The sequence below is a fragment of the Mojavia sp. genome, from assembly GCF_059505145.1.
Map to the genome: position 1 here is coordinate 394544 of NZ_JCACKA010000074.1, position 20744 is coordinate 415287.

Annotated in this window: 21 protein-coding genes; 15 read left to right on the forward strand and 6 right to left on the reverse strand. The window is 42.0% G+C overall.

Features of this window, described 5'->3' with window-relative positions; genetic code table 11:
* Together AC5JL8_RS20875 and hetR are read left to right on the forward strand one after the other, a co-directional pair.
* Positions 1 to 1559: EamA family transporter (locus AC5JL8_RS20875; protein ID WP_495881581.1), on the forward strand; the 1559-nt coding region annotated here is incomplete at its 5' end.
* A 1045-nt stretch (positions 1560 to 2604) separates the two neighbouring features.
* Positions 2605 to 3504 (forward strand): heterocyst differentiation master regulator HetR, encoded by a 900-nt coding sequence (gene hetR / locus AC5JL8_RS20880; RefSeq protein ID WP_495881582.1) that lies wholly within the window; start codon positions 2605 to 2607, stop codon positions 3502 to 3504.
* Positions 3505 to 3707: 203 nt separating this feature from the next.
* On the opposite strand, the gene AC5JL8_RS20885 is transcribed toward hetR, so the two are convergent.
* Complete coding sequence (locus AC5JL8_RS20885; protein ID WP_495881583.1) at positions 3708 to 4316, reverse strand: hypothetical protein; 609 nt, start codon at positions 4314 to 4316, stop codon at positions 3708 to 3710.
* Positions 4317 to 4469: 153 nt separating this feature from the next.
* Between AC5JL8_RS20885 and AC5JL8_RS20890 the strand changes: the two genes are divergently transcribed.
* Together AC5JL8_RS20890 and rpsD are read left to right on the forward strand one after the other, a co-directional pair.
* Entirely contained in the window at positions 4470 to 4655 is a 186-nt protein-coding gene (locus tag AC5JL8_RS20890; RefSeq protein WP_495881584.1) for a hypothetical protein, read from the forward strand.
* 149 nt (positions 4656 to 4804) lie between these two features.
* Positions 4805 to 5413: a 30S ribosomal protein S4 gene (gene rpsD, locus AC5JL8_RS20895; RefSeq protein WP_495881585.1), complete on the forward strand. Its 609-nt coding sequence runs from the start codon at positions 4805 to 4807 to the stop codon at positions 5411 to 5413.
* 68 nt (positions 5414 to 5481) lie between these two features.
* Here rpsD and moaA read toward each other — a convergent pair whose 3' ends face one another.
* A complete protein-coding gene (moaA, locus tag AC5JL8_RS20900; RefSeq protein ID WP_495881586.1) occupies positions 5482 to 6468 on the reverse strand; it encodes a GTP 3',8-cyclase MoaA in 987 nt (328 codons plus the stop codon).
* A 241-nt stretch (positions 6469 to 6709) separates the two neighbouring features.
* Between moaA and AC5JL8_RS20905 the strand changes: the two genes are divergently transcribed.
* On the forward strand, positions 6710 to 6955 hold the full coding sequence (locus AC5JL8_RS20905; protein ID WP_495881587.1) for a hypothetical protein: 246 nt from the start codon (positions 6710 to 6712) through the stop codon (positions 6953 to 6955).
* Positions 6956 to 7157: 202 nt separating this feature from the next.
* Here the strand turns inward: AC5JL8_RS20905 and AC5JL8_RS20910 are convergent, their stop codons facing one another.
* Positions 7158 to 8129 (reverse strand): trypsin-like serine peptidase, encoded by a 972-nt coding sequence (locus tag AC5JL8_RS20910; RefSeq protein ID WP_495881588.1) that lies wholly within the window; start codon positions 8127 to 8129, stop codon positions 7158 to 7160.
* A gap of 786 nt (positions 8130 to 8915) precedes the next feature.
* Between AC5JL8_RS20910 and AC5JL8_RS20915 the strand changes: the two genes are divergently transcribed.
* From AC5JL8_RS20915 to AC5JL8_RS20930, 4 genes are all read left to right on the forward strand, one after another.
* Positions 8916 to 9512, forward strand: a complete 597-nt coding sequence (locus AC5JL8_RS20915; RefSeq protein ID WP_495881589.1) for a hypothetical protein — start codon at positions 8916 to 8918, stop codon at positions 9510 to 9512.
* A 71-nt stretch (positions 9513 to 9583) separates the two neighbouring features.
* Positions 9584 to 10615 carry a hypothetical protein gene (locus tag AC5JL8_RS20920; RefSeq protein WP_495881590.1) on the forward strand — a complete coding sequence of 344 codons (1032 nt, stop codon included), beginning with the start codon at positions 9584 to 9586 and terminating at the stop codon, positions 10613 to 10615.
* Between the two features lie 132 nt (positions 10616 to 10747).
* Positions 10748 to 11242, forward strand: coding sequence for a hypothetical protein (locus AC5JL8_RS20925; protein ID WP_495881591.1), 495 nt, complete (start codon positions 10748 to 10750; stop codon positions 11240 to 11242).
* Between the two features lie 98 nt (positions 11243 to 11340).
* A complete protein-coding gene (locus AC5JL8_RS20930; protein WP_495881592.1) occupies positions 11341 to 13212 on the forward strand; it encodes a protein kinase domain-containing protein in 1872 nt (623 codons plus the stop codon).
* A gap of 118 nt (positions 13213 to 13330) precedes the next feature.
* Here the strand turns inward: AC5JL8_RS20930 and AC5JL8_RS20935 are convergent, their stop codons facing one another.
* Entirely contained in the window at positions 13331 to 14158 is an 828-nt protein-coding gene (locus AC5JL8_RS20935) for a carbohydrate ABC transporter permease (protein ID WP_495881593.1), read from the reverse strand.
* 178 nt (positions 14159 to 14336) lie between these two features.
* On the opposite strand from AC5JL8_RS20935, the gene AC5JL8_RS20940 reads away from it, so the two are divergent.
* From AC5JL8_RS20940 to folE, 5 genes are all read left to right on the forward strand, one after another.
* Positions 14337 to 15032: an aldehyde oxygenase (deformylating) gene (locus AC5JL8_RS20940; RefSeq protein WP_495881594.1), complete on the forward strand. Its 696-nt coding sequence runs from the start codon at positions 14337 to 14339 to the stop codon at positions 15030 to 15032.
* A gap of 202 nt (positions 15033 to 15234) precedes the next feature.
* Positions 15235 to 16254 (forward strand): long-chain acyl-[acyl-carrier-protein] reductase, encoded by a 1020-nt coding sequence (locus tag AC5JL8_RS20945; RefSeq protein ID WP_495881595.1) that lies wholly within the window; start codon positions 15235 to 15237, stop codon positions 16252 to 16254.
* A 127-nt stretch (positions 16255 to 16381) separates the two neighbouring features.
* On the forward strand, positions 16382 to 17362 hold the full coding sequence (locus AC5JL8_RS20950; protein ID WP_495881596.1) for an acetyl-CoA carboxylase carboxyltransferase subunit alpha: 981 nt from the start codon (positions 16382 to 16384) through the stop codon (positions 17360 to 17362).
* 380 nt (positions 17363 to 17742) lie between these two features.
* Positions 17743 to 18468, forward strand: coding sequence for an SDR family oxidoreductase (locus AC5JL8_RS20955; RefSeq protein ID WP_495881597.1), 726 nt, complete (start codon positions 17743 to 17745; stop codon positions 18466 to 18468).
* 149 nt (positions 18469 to 18617) lie between these two features.
* Entirely contained in the window at positions 18618 to 19325 is a 708-nt protein-coding gene (gene folE, locus AC5JL8_RS20960) for a GTP cyclohydrolase I FolE (RefSeq protein WP_495881598.1), read from the forward strand.
* Between the two features lie 33 nt (positions 19326 to 19358).
* Here folE and AC5JL8_RS20965 read toward each other — a convergent pair whose 3' ends face one another.
* Positions 19359 to 19991 (reverse strand): phosphoribosylanthranilate isomerase, encoded by a 633-nt coding sequence (locus AC5JL8_RS20965; RefSeq protein ID WP_495881691.1) that lies wholly within the window; start codon positions 19989 to 19991, stop codon positions 19359 to 19361.
* Positions 19992 to 20118: 127 nt separating this feature from the next.
* Here AC5JL8_RS20965 and psaK point away from each other — a divergent pair, with 127 nt between their 5' ends.
* On the forward strand, positions 20119 to 20382 hold the full coding sequence (gene psaK / locus AC5JL8_RS20970) for a photosystem I reaction center subunit PsaK (protein ID WP_495881599.1): 264 nt from the start codon (positions 20119 to 20121) through the stop codon (positions 20380 to 20382).
* A 50-nt stretch (positions 20383 to 20432) separates the two neighbouring features.
* Here the strand turns inward: psaK and AC5JL8_RS20975 are convergent, their stop codons facing one another.
* Positions 20433 to 20651: a hypothetical protein gene (locus tag AC5JL8_RS20975; protein ID WP_495881600.1), complete on the reverse strand. Its 219-nt coding sequence runs from the start codon at positions 20649 to 20651 to the stop codon at positions 20433 to 20435.
* Positions 20652 to 20744: the final 93 nt, after the last annotated feature.

Below are 20744 nucleotides of genomic sequence, written 5' to 3' on the forward strand. Positions count from 1 at the left end.
CTGAGCCGCAAGCAGCAAAAGTATCACCACCAACTATCCTGCAACCTTCTGAGCCACAAGCAGCAAAAGTATCACCACCAACTATCCTGCAACCTTCTGAGCCGCAGCAGAACATTTCCTTTGAAAGTTCCCTAAAGTTGGAAAACGGGAGCAGCAATGTTGCCGAGCCAATTTCTGTGATTGCCAAAGACTTGCCGGAAAGCGAAACTAAATCACAGCCGCAGTCTTTAGAATCACCACCAGAAGCAATACTCCCGTCAGCACGTGGAAATGGTACAGAGCCAATTTCCGTGATTTCTCAAGACTTGTCGGAGAGCGAAACTACACCGGAGCCTACGTTACCATCGCTGGAAGTAACACCTCCAACAGTTAAGAAAAAACTTACTGAACCAATTTCTGTTTTCTCCAGAGATTTATCAGAGAACGAAATTAAACCCCAGTCTGCTTTGCGATCGCCTACGGCGGGCGCTCCCGCGCCATCGCGCAAACGAGGAGGCTCAACACCACCCAAGTTACCTAGCTCTACAAGCTTATCGCCTATCCAAATCGGTTTCTTGCTGGTAGTGTTGTCAACGGTGATGTCATCACTTTACAACGTAGCCATCAAAGTGATTTTTCACCAAGGTTCCGAGATTCTTGGAGTAGTCGAGGTAGAGCGCTTGCTTGCACCGACTTTGGGCAATACTCTCTTAATTTTGATGCTACGGTTGCTGGTGGTTGTACCACTGATGTTACTTTTGGCTCCCATGATGCATCCACGAGTCTGGCAAGACTTGCAAAGTCTGTTTGAATCAGTACGAGGAAATTCTACTTCTAGGAATGTCAAAACACTAAGAGTTTTGCAATTGTCGATCGCAAGTGGCTGCTGTTTGTTTTTGTCTCAGGTACTCATTTACATTGCCGTTGGTCAAGTTACTACCGGGATGGCGATCGCGCTTTTCTTTGTCTATCCCCTGATTAGCGGATTATTGTCGTGGCTTCTGTTCCGCGATCGCCCTAACTTATTCCGCGCCGCTGCTATCGGCTCGCTTTTCTGCGGTGAGTTACTGGTTTTGGCGGGTTCGCCTAGTACTCCTACAGGTAATGTTTCCCTGGGAAGCGGCACAGCAATTTTAGCAGGAGTGGCTTTTGCTTTCTACGTAATATTAACGCGTATATGTGCTAGCAAACTACATCCAGTATCTTTTACTTTAATTAACTTCGCTACTATGCTGCTGTTGAGCTTTATCGGGTTGATGTTGCCTTTATCTGGTGACTTAAGCCTAGCAGTTGTTCCTTCTAAGTTGCTGGAAATTATTTTAAGTGCTTTTATTTTGGGCGTACTGACTCTCTGCGGTTATGTGTTAAATCATGTTGGTATTCGCAAACTAGGTGCATCTCGTTCGGCGATTATCGGTGCTAGTGTCCCTTTCCTAACCGTAATTTTCGCTGGATTGATTATTCAGGAAAATCTAGAAATTGTGCAAATTTTAGGTGTGCTATTAGTAACTTTTGGAGCGGCAGCTTTTAGCTTTGAGCAATTGCGGAACCAAGTTAATTCTTCTAATTCTGCAAATTAAATGAAGAGTAGCAAGTAGCCTAACTAAAGAAAGTTAAAAGTTAAAACATCAAATTTTATATTTTTCGTTTTAGCTTTTAACTTTTTAAAGTATTTTATTATTAGTTATATGAGCAATTATCAGTTATATTATTACGTTACAAGGTATCAGGACTTGCTGAACATGGTTAGGTAGCCGATTATGTATCAGTCCAGAAGTAAGAATCATTATTTTTATATGTTAATTATTGTAGAAATATCAAGAAACCATGATTTTACTATTAATATAAATTATTTAAATAAAAAGCGCAAAAATCTTTAAAATAGATAAATTTATACAAAATCAATAAAAAATGCTATAATTTAAAATTAATATACTAACAAAGATTAAAAGGTAATTGGAAGTTGGAATTCTCGACTTTATTTGATATCTATGATTTTCCTTCAAATCGACAAACTATACTGCCAAGATATAATTGAAAGTGTTGATCAGGGTATCAATTGGCAAAGCATTGTTGTTCTTATCAATGCTTTCAAGTTCAGCAAGTGATTGCTTTTAAAACACTTTCTCTCATCCTCAGGCATCTGTGTAGTAGGAAAATTCATTAGGTTTTCATCACAATAATATTTGTTGAGGAATATTTCCTGTTAGCTGCACTAGTTAGTTTTTGTAGTGTTATTTGCCTGAAGCAGTACACAGCCGCACTTAGAATAAAAGTAGCGTTTGCATTACTACTAGTAAATAATAGGCAAATAGTGGTCAAATATGACAAACTTTGGGGGAAGACTTGGAATCTACAAAGGTTGCCGATAAAGCTAAAAAGCCTCTAGTGGTAAGACTAGGGATTTCTATAATCTTCTGATAGGCTAGATTAATCTAGTAACAATACTGCCTCGAAAGTATGTGCTAGAAATTACGCTGAATTTCACAATTTTTGCTACCAACAATCTTATTGTTGAAGCATAATAAATAATCTGGAGCGAAGATATCGCCTTCAGTCGGGTGTATGCTACTTCCTTTCTTTGAATTAATAACTGTGTAAACGTACTGTTTAACTGTCTGTAATATGAGTAACGACATAGATCTGATCAAACGTCTTGGCCCCAGTGCGATGGATCAGATCATGCTTTATCTGGCTTTTAGTGCTATGCGAACCAGTGGGCACAGGCATGGAGCATTTTTAGATGCTGCTGCTACAGCAGCCAAATGTGCAATTTACATGACCTACCTGGAGCAAGGACAAAACCTGCGGATGACAGGACATTTGCACCATTTAGAGCCGAAGCGGGTCAAAATCATCGTTGAGGAAGTCAGACAGGCCCTGACTGAGGGTAAATTGCTGAAGATGCTGGGTTCTCAGGAGCCTCGCTATCTCATCCAATTGCCTTATATCTGGATGGAAAAATATCCCTGGCAGCCAGGTAGATCGCGCATTCCTGGTACAAGTCTGACAACAGAAGAAAAAAGACAAATTGAGCAGAAACTGCCGAGTAATCTGCCGGATGCCCAGCTAATAACATCTTTTGAGTTTTTAGAGTTAATTGAATTTCTGCACAAGCGATCGCAGGAAGACATGCCACCTCAGCACCAGATGCCTTTGAGCGAAGCTTTAGCAGAGCATATCAAGCGCCGTCTGCTTTATTCTGGTACTGTGACACGGGTTGATTCTCCGTGGGGAATGCCTTTCTACGCTCTGACTCGTCCTTTTTATGCGCCAGCAGACGATCAAGAGCGTACCTACATCATGGTCGAAGATACCGCTCGGTATTTCCGGATGATGAAAAATTGGGCAGAACGGCAACCAAATGCTATGCGAGCTTTAGAAGAGCTTGATATTCCACCGGAAAAATTAGAACGGGCTATGGAAGAATTAGATGAAGTGATCCGTGCTTGGGCAGATAAATATCACCAGGAGGGTGGTATTCCGATGATTTTACAGTTGATTTTTGGTAAAAAAGAAGACTGATCCTTTAGGAGGCGAAACACTTTAACTACCCAATATACATACCTTGAATCCACCGTTTGGTGGATTCAACATTGGTAGTTCAATAGCGGCAAATTAAGATAGGGTTTGGTTTATCAGTCTTAAATATTTATGAAGCTGATACTCTAAGACGTGTATTTACCGTCTACAAGTGAATTTTGCCGATAGCACAACTTAAAACTAATTTACTGATTGCCTGGTTGCGATGGAATTGGAGTTGTTTCAAAAAGCGGGCGCAATTCAGCAGGATTTTGAATTAGTGGTGTAGACGAAGGTGCAAAGCTACTAATTCTGTCACTGCCATCGATACAAGTGTCTAACACTTGAGTAAGAGCAATGTTGATTTCACTACGTAAGCCCACTACACACTGAGCAAAGCGCACGGGCAACAAACTACGACCGCAATAATTTAAAAGTTCTGGATTAACTGCCTCTTTAACATTCCGTCCAATACCAACTACACAGGTAGCTAACTCTTCGGGACGTCTTGCCTGGGTACAAGTAGCTAGCGCAGATGCAGCACTGATTTGCGTTTGCTTGTTTATATTAGCTGCACAGGCAGACACTTCCCGTGGACGTAGTGCTGTAGCGCAAGCTTGCGATGCTGCTACGGGAGTAATGTTTACACGCAAGAGTTGAGCAGCACAGACACGGTAATCATTACTGTAAGAGGCGGTGACAGCCAAACTAGGAACCATTGTTGCTAACCATCCAGCTATAACCAAAAATGGTGCTGTTACCTTAATTGCTTTAGTCTGTAACATTCTATAGTTGCAACCGCCTTGTTTGCTCATCTGTTTTTTGCTCCGTAACATTGCCATTCTCTAGAGACTCAAGGTTATGCTAACTCATAAGTGCTATCAATCCTCTAAATCTAGGGAATTTTGCTTGCATATTTGATATCATGTCCGGCAAATCACCCTTAATATCATTGCGAGTGGAACGAAGTGAAACGACGCAATCGCAATGTTTTTGGGATTGCTACTCTTCGAGAAGCCGCTCCGCGTCTACCCTACGGTCGCAATGACGGTTATTTGAATGGACATGATATGAGGGAAGCCTCAACCGCCACTAGAATCATCGCGCGAAATTCAAAATATACTACCCTAAAACCTTCTCTGCTGGGTTTTTGAGGTGTTTTGCTTGATCAATTTATTTCTGCCGTACTGTATTAACACAAAATTTTGATGATGAAATTGATAATTTCTGGAAATTCTGATTTACACATATTTATAATGGTATGTCTGGGTAAAGTTGAAACAAGATTAGATTAAGGAAACTCATGTCCCGATATAGAGGGCCTCGCCTCAGAATTGTACGTCGCTTGGGCGACTTACCAGGATTAACTCGTAAAAGCGCTAGACGCGCTTACCCACCTGGTCAGCATGGCCAGAACCGCAAAAAGCGTTCTGAGTATGCGATCCGTCTAGAAGAAAAGCAAAAGCTACGTCTCAACTACGGTTTGACCGAAAAACAACTGCTGCGTTATGTACGCAGAGCAAGACGTGTTACTGGTTCTACCGGACAAGTGCTGCTACAACTGTTAGAAATGCGATTGGATAATACCGTTTTTCGCATGGGTCTAGCTCCTACCATTCCAGCAGCTCGTCAATTGGTCAATCACGGTCACATAACTGTGAACGGTCGTGTAGTTAATATTGCTAGCTACCAATGCCGTCCTGGTGAAGAAATTGCTGTTAGGGATAAAGAAGCATCACGTAAGTTGGTGGAAACAAACTTGCAATATCCCGGTTTAGCGAACCTCCCCAGCCATCTGGAGTTTGACAAAAACAAGCTGACTGGCAAAGTCAACAGCCTGATTGAGCGTGAATGGGTGGCGCTGCAAGTCAACGAACTGCTCGTGGTGGAATACTACTCACGACAAGCCTAAGAAAGTGTTGAGTACCGAGTGCTGAGTTTTAATTACTCAGAACTCAGGTCTCATTACTCGGAACTGCTTTATCCCCCAATTTGTGACATGGTACGGGTATATGTACCCACAGTTCCAGGGTCGCGTCCTTTAAAATTGATTTCTGGCTTAATGTCCAGCAAATGTTTTACCTGCTCTCGCAATTGCGCGGTGCTGACACCAGAACGGAGAGCAGTTTTTAAATCAATTTGACCAGCTTCATTCAATAAACAGGGACGCAGCCAACCATCGGCTGACAAACGCATCCTGTTACAACGATCGCAAAAACACTCCGACATCTGACTGATAAATCCCAGTGTCCCCTTAGCGCCGGGAATCTGAAATACATCAGCAGGCCCAGCACCACGAACTTGCGAATCTGTCAATCCCCAGCGATCGCGGATTTGTTGCCGCAATTGAGCTGAAGTTACCCAACCGCGATCGCCAAATAATTGCTCATTGCCAATAGGCATAAATTCAATAAATCGGACGTGCCAGTTGCGGTCAAGTGTCAAGGCGGCTAGATTCAGAACTTCGTGGTCATTGACTCCAGGGATCACCACTACATTCAGCTTCAATGGATCAAATCCCACACGATGAGCAGCTTGGATACCATCCCAGACTTGCTGCCAACGCCCACGACCACGATTGCCGATAATTAGGTCAAAGGTGTCTGCTTCGAGAGAATCTAGGCTAATATTGATGCGCCGCAAACCAGCATCGTAGAGTTTTTGCGCTATGGGCGCAAGTAAAAACCCGTTGGTTGTCATCGAGAGGTCTTGAGTCTGGGGGAGAGAAGCGATCGCCCCTACTAATTCCACCACATGGGGGCGTAGTAGAGGTTCTCCACCAGTCAAACGAAATCGGCTAAAGCCTACAGGGATAAATACTTCTTGAATGAGGGTTAAGAGTTCCTCATCAGTCAAAAGTTGTTGCTTAAGGATGTAATTCAGTTCTGCACCTTCTGGCATACAGTATTGACACCGGAAATTACAGCGATCAATCAAACTAATTCTGAGGTAGTCTACCTGGTTCATAATTCTTATTTTAGAGTTTTATCTTATGTCTTGACGAAAAAGACAAATTCTGATTTGCGAAATTTCAATGCACCAATCAGGTGATACAACCCTATAAGAAAATAGAACGAAATAACAGCCCAAGCTTCTGTAGGTTTCTGTATTTACTATCTCAACGAAAAATGAAGCTTATTTAATTCGGGGATATGGTTGCGCTCGCACAGGAGCATCAGATTTAGCGATCGCTGACTTTCGTAAGGCTGTGGAAATTTCTCATCGGCAAAAAGCCAGTGCTAAATATCATCAAGCCTTAGATGTTTTGGCCCAGACCTATGAAGTTTATTACAGCAATCTTTATTTAGTTGAGCCAGGAAATCGAGTTAATCAGCAAAGAGCGATCGCTAATCTTCGTAAAGCAGTTCAGTTTTTTCGTCAACATGGCAGTCGAAAGCATACTCAGCAAATGCTTGACGTAATTACTCAACTTGGATCAACAAAAAAGAAATAGGTTGTGCCTTACTTTTTAGTTTAATTTATATATCTCAATACGGTTCACTTCGCTATAGAAACAAGAACCAAAAGTAGGTTTGGTTGACGCAAGGAAACCCGACTCTATTAAATCTTGGTCGGGTTTCGCAAGCAGACATCTAACCTATTTTGAGCTAGAGATTAGCCTTTTACCGCAAGTGCCAGAAACAGAAAAATTTATATTAATTTCCGCCAGCCAACTTATCCAAGAAATCAATTTTTACTGCTAGGTTGATGATATCTTGGTGAGATTTCTTATCTTTAATTTCAGCATTGTTCAGGGCAACAATGTATGGCTCACCATCAATCAAACCGATAAGTGGCCCGCCAGAAGAACCACCGGCAGTATCACAATCATGGAGTAGTACTTCTTGCTCTTCCCCAACAATGCTACATCCCGCTTGGAATCCCGCAGTCCATCCTTGACCAGCATCAAGGAATTCATAGTCTTTTTTCTTGGGATCAGGGTAATCGCCAGAGTAGCCTACAAAGAATAATTTTTTCTGGTTTTCAGTAAAAGCTGAGGCGGGTAGAGATTTCCATCCTAAATAACCGTATTTGCGACCGAGAGGCTTATCAATTTTTATAATTGCCCAGTCGTTAATCTGATCTGTAGTGCTGTCACCTGTAAAGTCCGTACCATAAATGACTTGCTCTGCTGAGGCTACATCTCTTTCATTGCTCACAACACCATTGATGACATTTGGTAGAAACTGAATTTTTTTACTTAATTGATGAGTCTCCGGGTCAATTACGCAATGAGCATTGGTCAAAACTATATCGTCAGCAATTAAAGTTCCTGTGCAATGGTAACTTTTGGCATCAGTTGTTGTTCCTTGCACTCGACCAATAGTTGACCAAGGATATTGCCGACTGAGCATGGGTGTGCGATCGTCGATACCATCAGGAATTCCCCGCCTACCTCCAGTTGGTTTTTCAGATTGTCTTAGTCCCTCAGGCTTAAAAGGCTTCCCACCTCCTGGCAGTTTCACTTGGCCTGCTTTTTGGAAGTTCGTGAATTTTGGTGGGGTGCTTGGTTGTGATTCTGTCTGTGCTTGTGCTTGAACAGATAACCAACTGCCTAAAGTTACAGCACCAAGAATTCCAGCGAAAACGAGAGCGAAAGGTTGCTTGTAAATAGGCTTTTTAGTCATTAAATGATTTCTCCTACAATCAGAGTTAAGTATTCTGGCGAATAATGGCGTTTTACAGACTTAGGTTATTCCCCAATCCCTAAGAGTGATAGGGAGATGAAGAATAGATTAGTTGGGTTTTATATATATTCAGTGATTTTGCCACCTCTTTATGCGTTAATTACTATCTTTAATGGCAACTTCGTATTTACCGCCATTTTCCTTGTGAAATGAAAGCTGACCAATAATAGGGATAATACCAATTCTTTTGTTGCCACATATTAATTTGTGTGGCACGAAGGATAAATATTGGCGATTTATAAGCTGCAAACCCTCTCCCTTGCTCCCTGCCCCCTGCCCCCTGCGGCCTCAATGTGCAAATTAAATGCTTAACACCTTACCTACGAGTTAATATATCTCTAGCGGTTTTGAGCTTACTCAGGTTTTAAGAAGTTTACAGAATCTTTAAATTACAGTGTTCAAGCAAGTATCAAGTTATTAAACTGTACAGATTGAGCGATCGCCTTGCTAAATGCCACAATATATGGTGTATTTGGGTTATTTATTAACTCTATGCAAGTTAAAGATTTGACCATTATGGCTATAATACCCGCTCGAAAGGCTACCGACGATAAGGCCGATAGACATCAAGAAACTTTTCAAAGTAGCGATCGCCACAATATCTAGACGCTCTAAAATGAGAATTAGGGATAAATCTGTAATTCCCTAGTAAGTCTCTGTACCGATCATTCAGATTGCAATGTCGAACGACTCTTGAGGCAACTTGCTCATATTCATAGAAATGATATGGCATATAGTGATTTTACTTTAGAGAAAGTTAAACAGAGTTTTCAAATAAATACTATTGAAGAAATTGATATTTTTGCTAATACACCCGATTTAGAATGCAGCCATTTACTAAAAGAAGTTCTGCAATATAATGTTCCTATAGCTATTGCTAGCAATAGTGAAAAAGCTCGGTCAGAGATGATTATTTCTCCAATTTTGCTAGACTTAAGGCGACAACTAAATGACCAAATAAATTTGTTTTCTGGTGTAGAATTTAATGTTGATGCTACACAAGGATTAAATGGAATTTGTGATTTTATTATTACCCGTTCTCCAGAAAAATTAATTATCACAGCACCAGTGATTATTATTGTAGAAGCGAAAAAAGAAAATATTCCAGCGGGTTTAGGACAATGTGTGGCAGAAATGTTAGCTGCCAAAATATTTAATGAACGAACAGGTAATGAAAACTTGGCAATTTATGGAACTGTTACGACTGGAAGCATTTGGCAATTTTTGAAATTAGAAAATCAAGCTATCCACATCGACTTAAGTGAATATTATCTTAGAGATGTTAATAAAATTTTAGGAATTTTAGCTAGTGGTGTACGCTAAAAAATCACTGGTGTTAGTCACACCAGATTGTGGCATAATAAGCCGACGCATACACTACTCTGCTACCAGTCGTGCAATATAACGAATCTATCAACGACCTTGCTGCTGCTTTGCAACAGCCAGCGGATCTTACCTTTGAACTGCCCGATCCAGAAGACGAACAGATACCAGAGTCAGATTTTCAACAGCAGCTGGATGTGGCTTGGCAGGTATGCGATCGCTTTGATTTACAAACCGAAATCTGGCGGGGGCGAATTTTACGGGCTATCCGCGATCGCGAGAAAATAGGCGGTGATAGTCGGGGTGCTGGTTTTCTACGCTGGCTGAAAGAACGCGAAATCAGCAAAAGTCAAGCTTATGCCTGGATTCAATTAGCTAACAGTGCTGATACTCTCTTAGAAGAAGGCAAACTTGAGCCAGCAGCAGTAAATAACTTTAGCAAACGGGCTTTTGTAGAAACTGCAAAAGCTTCCCCAGAAGTGCAACAGATGGTGAGTGAAGCCGCGCAAAAAGGCGATCGCATCACTAGGCGTGAAGTACGTCAACTCACCGACGAATGGACAGCAATGTCTTCGGATTTGCTACCGGAACCAGTAAAAGTAAAAGCAGCAGATAACACCCTTTCCCCACGCTACATCGCCCCACTGGTGAAGGAATTGGAGAAACTGCCAGAACCACACCAAAAATACTTACAAAAAGAAATTGCTGCAAACCCCGATGTTGATACCCTCAAACAAGTAACTACAGAGGCGCGTTACCTAGCAAAATATCTCAAATCTGCTGCCCAAGTCCAAGCGTTGAATCAAGCAAATGTTGACATTGAAACAGCCTTAGAAGAAGCCCAGAGAATTGGTTGTTTAACCATCGCTGCTGACTTGGTAAATCAAGCATCTCAAATGGAACAAACAATTGCCAAGTTGTACATGACTTGGAAGCGCATCAGCAATTTAGCAGATCGATTGTATGTAGATACAGGTGCAAGTACACCAAGCCTGCGATCGCTTCTCACCTGCATAGAACCTCTTGGTGGTGAAATTATGGAATTACAACTTAGTGGCACTATTGAACACACTATTCGCCTGCAAATTCAGGAAACTAATTAAAGTATAGAAAATTAGTAAATACTGACTTTAATTTAGCGGAAACTCTCAACATTAGCAGATAAACAAGTGTGGAGTTACCTTTGGCTATTAAGATAAATTGACTCAAAAAATAATAATAGTATATTAAAACCCATGAATCAAACTACATTTTCTAATGTAATGCCGATATGGAAATTTTGCACTTTGTATATTTTTACTGGAGGAGTTTATCAGCTGGCTTGGGCGCACAAGCATTGGAAATTTATTAAAGAACGAGAAAATTTAAAAATTAGACCTTGGTTCCGTTCCTTGTTTTTACCGTTTTATTTGTACAGTTTGTGCCAAAAAGTTTTTGCTTTAGCAGAAGAGCAAGGATATAGAATTAAGCATTCACCTTTTAGAGTAACGCTTTTTTATTGGATATTTATTGTCCTGTCAAGATTAGCAGATCCCTTGTGGCTGATCAGTATATTTTCATTTATTCCTTTATTAACTGTTGTGAAGGCACTTAATTATTATTGGGGACAGCAACAGCCGAATCTACCAATTAGAGAATTTTTTACAGGCAGAGAAATTGCCTGGATTGTCTTTGGTGTGATTTTATGGCTGTTAATAGTAATTGGTTTATTAGCTGGAGGAAACGTATAAAAGGATGCCTAAACTGGGTTATTATCAAAATATTGCTAATGTTTAGCAGTTTAATAGAGGCTTCATAAGTAATCCATTCCCCAATTACCTCCTGAAGTATGAGCTATTGCCTCAATCCTGATTGCCACAAACCCGAAAATCCTGTTGATGGAAATTTCTGCCTCAATTGTGGTTCAAGGCTACTACTGAGGCAAAGATATCGTGCTATGGCTCAACTGGGTGCGGGTGGATTTGGGAAAACATATCGCGCAGTAGATCAAGACAGATTGCAAGAAGTCTGTGTGATTAAACAATTTTTACCGTCGCCAGAAATTCAAGGAAATTCACAAGCACTAAATAAGGCAATTGAACTGTTTAATCAAGAGGCAATTCGGCTATACGAACTAGGGAAGCACGATCGCATTCCCAATATGCTTGCTTATTTTGAACAAGACAAACGGCTGTATCTGGTACAAGAATTTGTCGATGGAGAGAATTTATTAACAGAATTGGAACGCTATGGAGTTTTTCAAGAAAGTCTAATTTGGCAGTTGTTGGCTGATTTATTGTCAGTGCTGAAGTTCATTCATAAACATGGAGTAATTCACCGGGATATCAAACCAGAAAATATTATGCGCCGCCAAAGCGATCGCGCTCTTGTATTAATTGATTTTGGCATCTCCAAACAGGCAAGTGGCACTATGATCAGTGGGGCGCGGGGAACAATGGCAGGTACGCCAGGATATGCCCCAGATGAACAACTCCGTTTTGGCGAAGCGTACCCAGCTAGCGATCTTTACGCCTTAGGTGTAACTTGCGTACATCTGATGACAGGAATCTATCCCTCAAGCCTGTACAACGCTTGGGAGTCGCGCTGGTTATGGCGAGAACATCTGTTGTCTCAAGGTGTAACGATTAGTAACCAGCTAGGGGCAATTTTAGATAAGTTACTCAAAGACCGAGTAGGCGATCGCTACCAATCTGCCGACCAGGTGCTAAAAGATTTAAATAGCAACACCACAGCTGCATCGGCTGAAATTCCCTCAACAATTATTAGTAACCAAACAACACCACTAATAGCCCAAAAATGGCGATGTATCAATACTCTCACAGGTCATGTAGCTTCTGTGCGTTCCGTTGCAATGAGTCCAGATGGTCAGACACTAGCTAGTGGCAGTGATGATAACACTATTAAACTGTGGCATTTAGGCAGTGGCAGCCTCAAGAACACTTTAACTTCTCAGTCAGGATTTTTTAAAAATGGGGCTACTTGGTTTACTTGCGTCGCCTTAAGCCGAGATGGTCAGACACTAGCCAGTGGTAGTTTAGACAAAATCATCAGAATATGGGATTGGGGTAGCGGTAAACAAATTCGCAACCTCAAAGGCCACGCTGACAGAGTAAATGCGATCGCAATTAGTCCAGATAGTCAAACTCTAGTTAGTGGCAGTCGTGATAACACAATCAAAGTTTGGAATCTCGTCACTGGGCAACTCCTACGCAATATAGACGGGCATTCTAACTCAGTTACCACTCTTGCCATCAGCCCCAATGCTCAAACACTCGCTAGCGGCAGTTGGGACAACACAATTAAAGTTTGGAACCTACTAAATGGCAGACTAATCCACACATTCACTGGGCATTTAGATTGGGTTTATGGTGTAGCTATTAGTCCAGATGGTCAAACTTTAGTTAGTGCTAGTCGGGACAAGACAATTCAAATTTGGCATATAGAAAGTGGCACATTAATTCGTAGCTTAACTGGGCATACTGATTGGGTGACTACCGTTGCCATTAGCCCTCAAAGTAATCTTGTGGTAAGTGGTAGTCGAGACAAAACTATCAAGTTATGGGATATGGGCAATGGACAACTGCTTGATACATTAACTGGACATTTAGATTTAATTCATTCTCTAGCAATTAGTCCAGATGGTCAAAATATCATTAGCAGTAGTAATGATGGGGCAATTAAAATTTGGCGGCGGAATTAATTTGTAATTCGTAATTCGTAATTACGATGCATCAGATTTATACAAATTTTCTAAAAGCTAGCTACTAATCATTCTCCTGTGCCTCTGTGCCCTCTGCCTCCTCTTTAAATCAACTTCTTTAATTCTTAATCCCGGTTGTGGCAATACCCTGAATAAACTGCCGTTGACCGATGATAAATAAAATCATCACTGGAACTGTTGCGATTGTCACTGCTGCCATCATCAAGGGCCAATTATTGGTAAATTGCTCTTGAAACTCTGCCAATGCCAGTTGCACAGTCCTTAATTCTGGTCGTGTTGTAAACACTAAAGGCTTAAATAAATCGTTCCATTCAGCGATAAATGTGAACAAAAACAGCGTCACCAAAGCTGGACGGGCTAAAGGTAACATCACTTGCCATAAAACTTGCAGTCGATTTGCCCCGTCTATGGCTGCTGCTTCCTCCAACTCCACGGGAATTGTCTGGAAATATTGACGTAACAAGAAAATACCAAAGCCATTCACAGCCGTTGGTAGAATTAGTGCCCCGTAGGTATTGATCAAATTTCCCCACTTCAAAACCAAAAAGATGGGAATCACCAATAACTGGAAAGGAATCACCAAAGTAGCTAAGACAATTAATAGCAGTGCTTGCCTGCCTCGAAATTTCAATCGTGCTAGGGCATAACCTGCCAATGCCGAAGTCATAATCTGAAACGCCGTCACTGCGATCGCAACCAAGGTAGAATTAGCAAACGCCAACAAAAATTTACCTCGCTGCCATGCATCGCGGTAATTAGCTAAAGTCCAGTTATTTTCGGATAAAACTTCCGCATTTGCCCCCGCAGGTGCAAAAGATGTCAGGAAGACCACAAACAGCGGCAGTAACACGATCAAAGCGCCCAGCAGTAGTACTACTAGGCTCACAAAATCGGCAGATTTCAGACTCCACTGTGGTTTAGACATGAATTTTGCTTTGAAGCATTTGTGTTTCTAATATTAGAGCAGCGTCCCCAGCAACAGCTAATCTATAAACATAGTGACTTGTTAAGTTAAATTAAATCACAGTGATTGTTACCCTAAATTCATAGGGTAAATTTAATTTTGGTATCAAATGATTCACGTTTACAGGGGTAAACATAACATGCAGCAGCTTACAGATCAATCCGAAATTGATTTTCACAGCGAAACATACAAAGATGCCTACAGCCGCATTAATGCGATTGTGATTGAAGGTGAACAAGAAGCTTACGATAATTACATCAAACTGGCTGAACTGCTGCCGGAACATCAAGAGCAACTGATTCGTCTATCAAAGATGGAAAGCCGTCACAAGAAAGGATTTGAAGCTTGTGGGCGAAATTTGCAGGTAACGCCGGATCTGCAATTTGCTAAAGATTTCTTCTCTGGATTGCACGGAAATTTTCAAAAAGCAGCAGCAGAGGGCAAGGTGGTTACTTGCTTGCTAATTCAATCATTAATTATTGAATGTTTTGCCATAGCAGCATACAACATCTACATCCCGGTTGCTGATGATTTTGCCCGCAAAATAACAGAGGGAGTAGTAAAAGATGAATATAGCCACCTCAACTTTGGAGAAGTTTGGTTGAAAGAACATTTCATCGAATCTAAGACTGAACTAGAAGAAGCAAACCGTCAAAACCTTCCCATTGTTTGGAAAATGCTCAATCAAGTAGCAGATGATGCCCAAATCTTGGCAATGGAAAAAGATGCTTTGGTAGAAGACTTCATGATTCAGTACGGTGAAGCACTAAGTAATATAGGATTCAGTACCCGCGACATTATGCGCTTATCAGCCTACGGACTGACAGCCGCTTAAAAAAGTATCAAGGGTAAAGAATGAAGGATGAACGATAACAAACCAACAGGTGAAAAATCTAACCAAGGATGAACAACTTCATCCTTTATCCTTGATTCTTGGATATATCTTACGCTTTGTGTAGTATTTTTAAGAGTTAGTTATTGTCTCTTAACCCACTATTCCACGCTTTCGACGCAGCACACGCTTAATATATCACTACATGTTTGGTCTAATTGGACATCTGACTAGTTTGGAACACGCTCAAGCCGTAGCTCAAGACTTGGGATACCCAGAATATGCCGATCAAGGGCTAGATTTTTGGTGCAGCGCCCCACCGCAAATTGTCGATAACATTACCGTCACTAGTGTAACTGGACAAAAAATTGAGGGACGGTATGTAGAATCTTGCTTCTTGCCTGAGATGCTGGCAAATCGGCGCATTAAGGCAGCAACGCGCAAAATTCTTAACGCTATGGCTCATGCTCAAAAGCATGGCATCAATATCACAGCTTTAGGCGGATTTTCCTCCATTATTTTTGAAAACTTTAATTTGGAGCAGTTTAGCCAAGTCCGCAATATCAAACTAGAGTTTGAACGCTTCACTACAGGAAATACTCACACTGCCTATATTATTTGTCGGCAGGTGGAACAAGCGTCGAAACAATTAGGAATCGATCTCAAAAGCGCGACTGTAGCTGTATGTGGTGCGACTGGAGATATTGGCAGTGCAGTTACACGCTGGCTAGATGCGAAAACAGATGTCAAAGAACTACTGTTAATAGCCCGTAACCAAGAACGTCTCCAACACTTACAAGCTGAACTGGGGCGGGGCAAAATCATGGCTTTAGAGGAAGCACTACCCCAAGCTGACATTATAGTTTGGGTTGCTAGTATGCCTAAAGGCGTGGAAATAGACCCCACTGTTTTGAAGCAACCCAGTCTGCTGATTGATGGTGGCTATCCTAAAAATTTAGGGACAAAAATTCAGCATCCTGGGGTATATGTGCTAAATGGTGGAATTGTAGAGCATTCTCTGGATATTGACTGGAAAATTATGAAAATTGTCAATATGGAAGTGCCAGCACGCCAGCTGTTTGCTTGTTTTGCGGAATCAATGCTCTTGGAATTTGAGAAGTTATACACGAACTTTTCTTGGGGGCGCAATCAGATTACCGTAGACAAAATGGAGCAGATTGGTCAGGTATCAGTAAAACATGGATTTAGACCGCTGCTGGTATAGCGACTGGGGACTGGTGGTTGGGGGCTGGGGGCTGGGGACTGGGAAATGTCTCTAATCCCCAATCCCCAATACCCAATCCCCAATACCCAACACCCAATCCCTAATCCCCAATCCCTAATACCTAACTATGGCAACTACCGAGCGTAAACCGCTACTGTTAGATTTTGAAAAGCCGCTAGCAGAACTTGCAACCCGAATTGAACAGATTCGGCAACTTGCAGAAGAAAATAACGTCGATGTTTCTGGTCAAATACGCCAACTAGAAGCACGTGCTATGCAACTGCGTGAGGAAATTTTTAGTAGTCTATCTCCGTCCCAGCGACTACAGGTTGCTCGTCATCCCCGCCGCCCCAGTACTCTAGATTACATTCAGGCAATTAGTGATGAATGGATGGAGTTGCATGGCGATCGCTGTGGTGGCGACGATCCAGCTTTAATCGGTGGTGTTGCTCGTTTGAGTGGGCAACCTGTAGTGATGTTGGGTCATCAAAAAGGGCGCGATACAAAAGATAATATTGCCCGGAACTTTGGTATGGCTACTCCTGGCGGTTATCGCAAAGCAATGCGGCTGATGGAACATGCCAATAAGTTCGGGATGCCAATTTTGACTTTTATTGACACGCCGGGAGCTTTGCCTACAGTGGTAGCCGAACGACAAGGCGCTGGGGAAGCGATCGCCTATAATCTACGGGAAATGTTCTGCCTGGATGTGCCAATTATTTGCACGGTTATCGGTGAAGGTGGTTCTGGCGGTGCATTAGGTATTGGCGTAGGCGATCGCCTCATGATGTTTGAACACGCTGTTTATACAGTTGCCACTCCAGAAGCTTGTGCCGCTATTTTGTGGAAAGATGCGAGTAAGGCTCCCCAAGCCGCTGTTGCTCTCAAAATTATTTCCCACGACCTCAAAAACTTAGGCATTATTGACCATATATTACCTGAACCGATTGGTGGCGCTCATGCCGATCCTCTGCAAGCCGCTACAACTCTCAAACAAGCACTGTTGGATACTTTAGACGAACTCAATCGTTTAACCGCTTCAGAACGACGCCAACTGCGCTATGAAAAATTCCGCAAAATTGGGATTTTTACTGAAGTTGCCCATTAAAAACCCTCAGATGATTGATTAGCATGGCAGCAATGCTATAATTGCCTATGACGCTTAAAGATTTTTAACAATCTTCTCAGTCATAGGCGTTTGCATTTGGACAAATCAACTCAAGATGGTTGGTTTGTTTATTATTTGGTAATTAATTTTGAGTGTACAAATTCATATCCCAAGCATAGATTTTTTGTCTTCTCTGGGAAAATTCTTAAAGGACAATATACCCATTCTGACACTGTAGTATATACAGTGGTCAAAAAAATCATCGGATTTTTAGATTTTTTTAATCTATTCTTTAGATTTTTTTAATCTATGCATACCGAGAGATTTAAATAATGGAGTAGCAATAAGCTTGCAGAACCGCCAACAAATCTGGAGATAGCATGAGCGTTGAGCCGAAACGACGCGCCTTAATTACTGGGGCAAGTAGTGGAATTGGGAAAGCAACTGCTTTGGCGTTTGCAAAAGCGGGCATAGATGTCGCCTTAGTTAGCCGTTCCCTTGAGAAGTTGGAGGCGGTTGCAGTAGCAGCACGGCAGACAGGAGTGGAAGCGAAAGGTTATGCTGTGGATCTAGCTTGTGTCTGGCAAGTAAAAGAACAGATACAAGCGATCGCCCATGACTTTGGCGATATAGACATTCTCATCAACAATGCTGGTATGGCGTACACAGCCAATTTAAGTGAAACTTCCTTAGAAGACTGGCAACAAGTGATGAATTTAAATCTCACCAGCGTGTTTCAGTGCATTCTGGGGATTTTGCCAAGTATGCGCGCTCAAGGTAGTGGCACAATTATCAACGTCGCCTCTATTGCCGGTAAGCAAGCCTTTGCCAATTGGGGTGCATACAACGTCAGCAAAGCTGGTCTGATTTCCCTGTCTCAAACCTTGGCACAAGAAGAAAGCGCTCATGGCATTCGCGTTACCGCTATTTGTCCTGGGGCTGTCAATACCGAACTTTGGGACACAGAAACAGTCCATGCCAACTTTGACCGTTCAAAGATGTTAACGCCAGAAATTGTTGCTCAATCGATTCTTTACACTGTCCAGTTACCACAACAGGCAGTTGTTCATGAATTGACCTTGATGTCCAACGCCGGCGTTTTGTAAGTTTTGAACTTTAAATTGAAAGCGGAGCCACCAGCAGACCCGCCTCCGGTGTTGAGTTTTTCATGCAGAATGCAACATTCAACACTAACAACTTATAAATCATTGCTGATTGCCTGATCTAAATTCCAACCATAACTAAGATTGATATCATGACTATCGCGAGTCCCAACGGTTCTAATCGTTCTCAATCTCCTTTAATTCCCGACTTGGCAGATGCCATCACTCCCAGACCAGATCGTAATACTCACGACGGTCGGGAACCGAATTTGCATCCACCTGGAGAGGAAGAGATGGAGCAAATGACGGCAGCCGTGCGACAAATACTCCTGGGTGTAGGAGAAGACCCCGAACGCGAGGGACTCCTGAAAACGCCTAAGCGGGTAGCAGAAGCAATGCGGTTTCTTACTAGTGGCTACGATCAATCCCTAGAAGAACTCGTAAATGGAGCCATCTTTGATGAAGGTCATAACGAGATGGTTTTAGTTAGAGATATTAATTTCTTTAGCCTGTGCGAACACCATATGTTACCTTTTATGGGCAGAGCGCACGTTGCTTATATCCCCAACCAAAAAGTAGTGGGACTAAGTAAGCTAGCCCGGATTGTGGAAATGTATTCCCGCCGCCTGCAAGTACAAGAAAGGCTAACCCGCCAAATTGCCGAAGCGATTCAAACCATCCTAGAACCTCAAGGTGTCGCTGTAGTCATGGAAGCTAGTCATATGTGCATGGTGATGCGGGGCGTGCAAAAACCCGGTTCTTGGACTGTCACCAGCGCGATGGTTGGTGTGTTCCAAGATGAGCACAAAACTCGTGAAGAATTCTTTAATTTGATTCGTCACCAACCAGCGTTTTTTTAAAGGATGAAGTGTGAAGGGTGAAGATGAAAAATTTCATGCTTCATCCTTTAGCTTTGCAAACAGTAGTGCTGTCTTATCTAAATCCTTATCTCCTGGTTGCCGTTCTACACCACTAGATAAATCAATGCCGTTGGGTTTAACCTGACTTAGGGCTTCTAAAATGTTATCTGGCGTTAGTCCCCCTGCTAAAAACCAAGGGCAACTTGGGCTAAATTTTTGTAGCATACTCCAGTCTAGGGTCTGACCCGTACCACCTAAATGCTGAGGATGATAGGCATCAAGTAACAAAGTATCTACATAATCGGTGTACTTATCTACTCGCTTAAGATGGTCAAGATTAAGAATCCTGAAAGCTTTGATAATTTCTACCTGGGGTAGAGATTTACGCAATTGCTCACAAAATTCTGGGGGTTCATCTCCATGCAATTGAACACTAGTCAAACCAGACTCAACAACTATCTGGACAATTTCTGGAATACTAGTGTTGGCAAACACCCCAATTTTGTCAATGTTTTGTGGTAATGGTGCTACTGCTGCGCGAATTTGCTGTACGTTAACGTAGCGGGGTGAAGTAGGCACACAAATAAATCCTAAGGCTGTTGCGCCCTGAGAGGCGATCGCTACAGACTGGTGTGGTTGAGTAATTCCGCAAATTTTCACTCGCATAGCAATTGAGTTATCCAAGATAAATACCTAATAAAGGTCTATATTTTTGCAATATTTTCTGGTTCTTTCCTAATAAATTTTATAATTTTGATGGTCTACATTATTTTCCTATTCAGGAGGCAAAAGCTTGATTTCATCAATCTTACTAGCAGCACAAGCAGCTACCCCAACTGTTCCACCAACACCTGCGTGGAATCCTACAGTAGCAATTATTATCAGCATCAGTTGCATAGTAGTTCTTTTACTGTCTACTAGAATTGAATATCCCCAAGTAGGGCCTAAGCTGCCTGTCCTACCTGTCAGTGTTCCGACATTCATCGCTGCGATGGCTTTCGGTCATGTTATCGGCGTTGGTATTGTTTTAGGTTTAACTAACATCGGTCGTTTGTAGTGTTGATCAAACAGAGACATTGAATTTATAGTCTCGTTAAATCAATTACTCTAAACACTGATTCCGGTTCTTTCTCCAGCAAGTGCAATCAACTCTATGTGCGATCGCCCGTATACTGCCAAGCCTGCTATTTTAGAACAGGCTTCCTCAAAGCTTTGCTTTGAGGCAACCGGACGGAGTGCGGTTGGGCAGTAGGGCGCGCTACGCAATCGTCTAACCGAAAGGGGAATAATTAGCAACCCCTTGAAGGCAGAATTTAGCGAATCCATACGCAAAATAGTTACATAGTTATAGAGAAGTGACTTATTGCTTCTTCATAGCTAAATAGATTTGTGCTTGCAGCAGAAAGAACCGTAATGCCA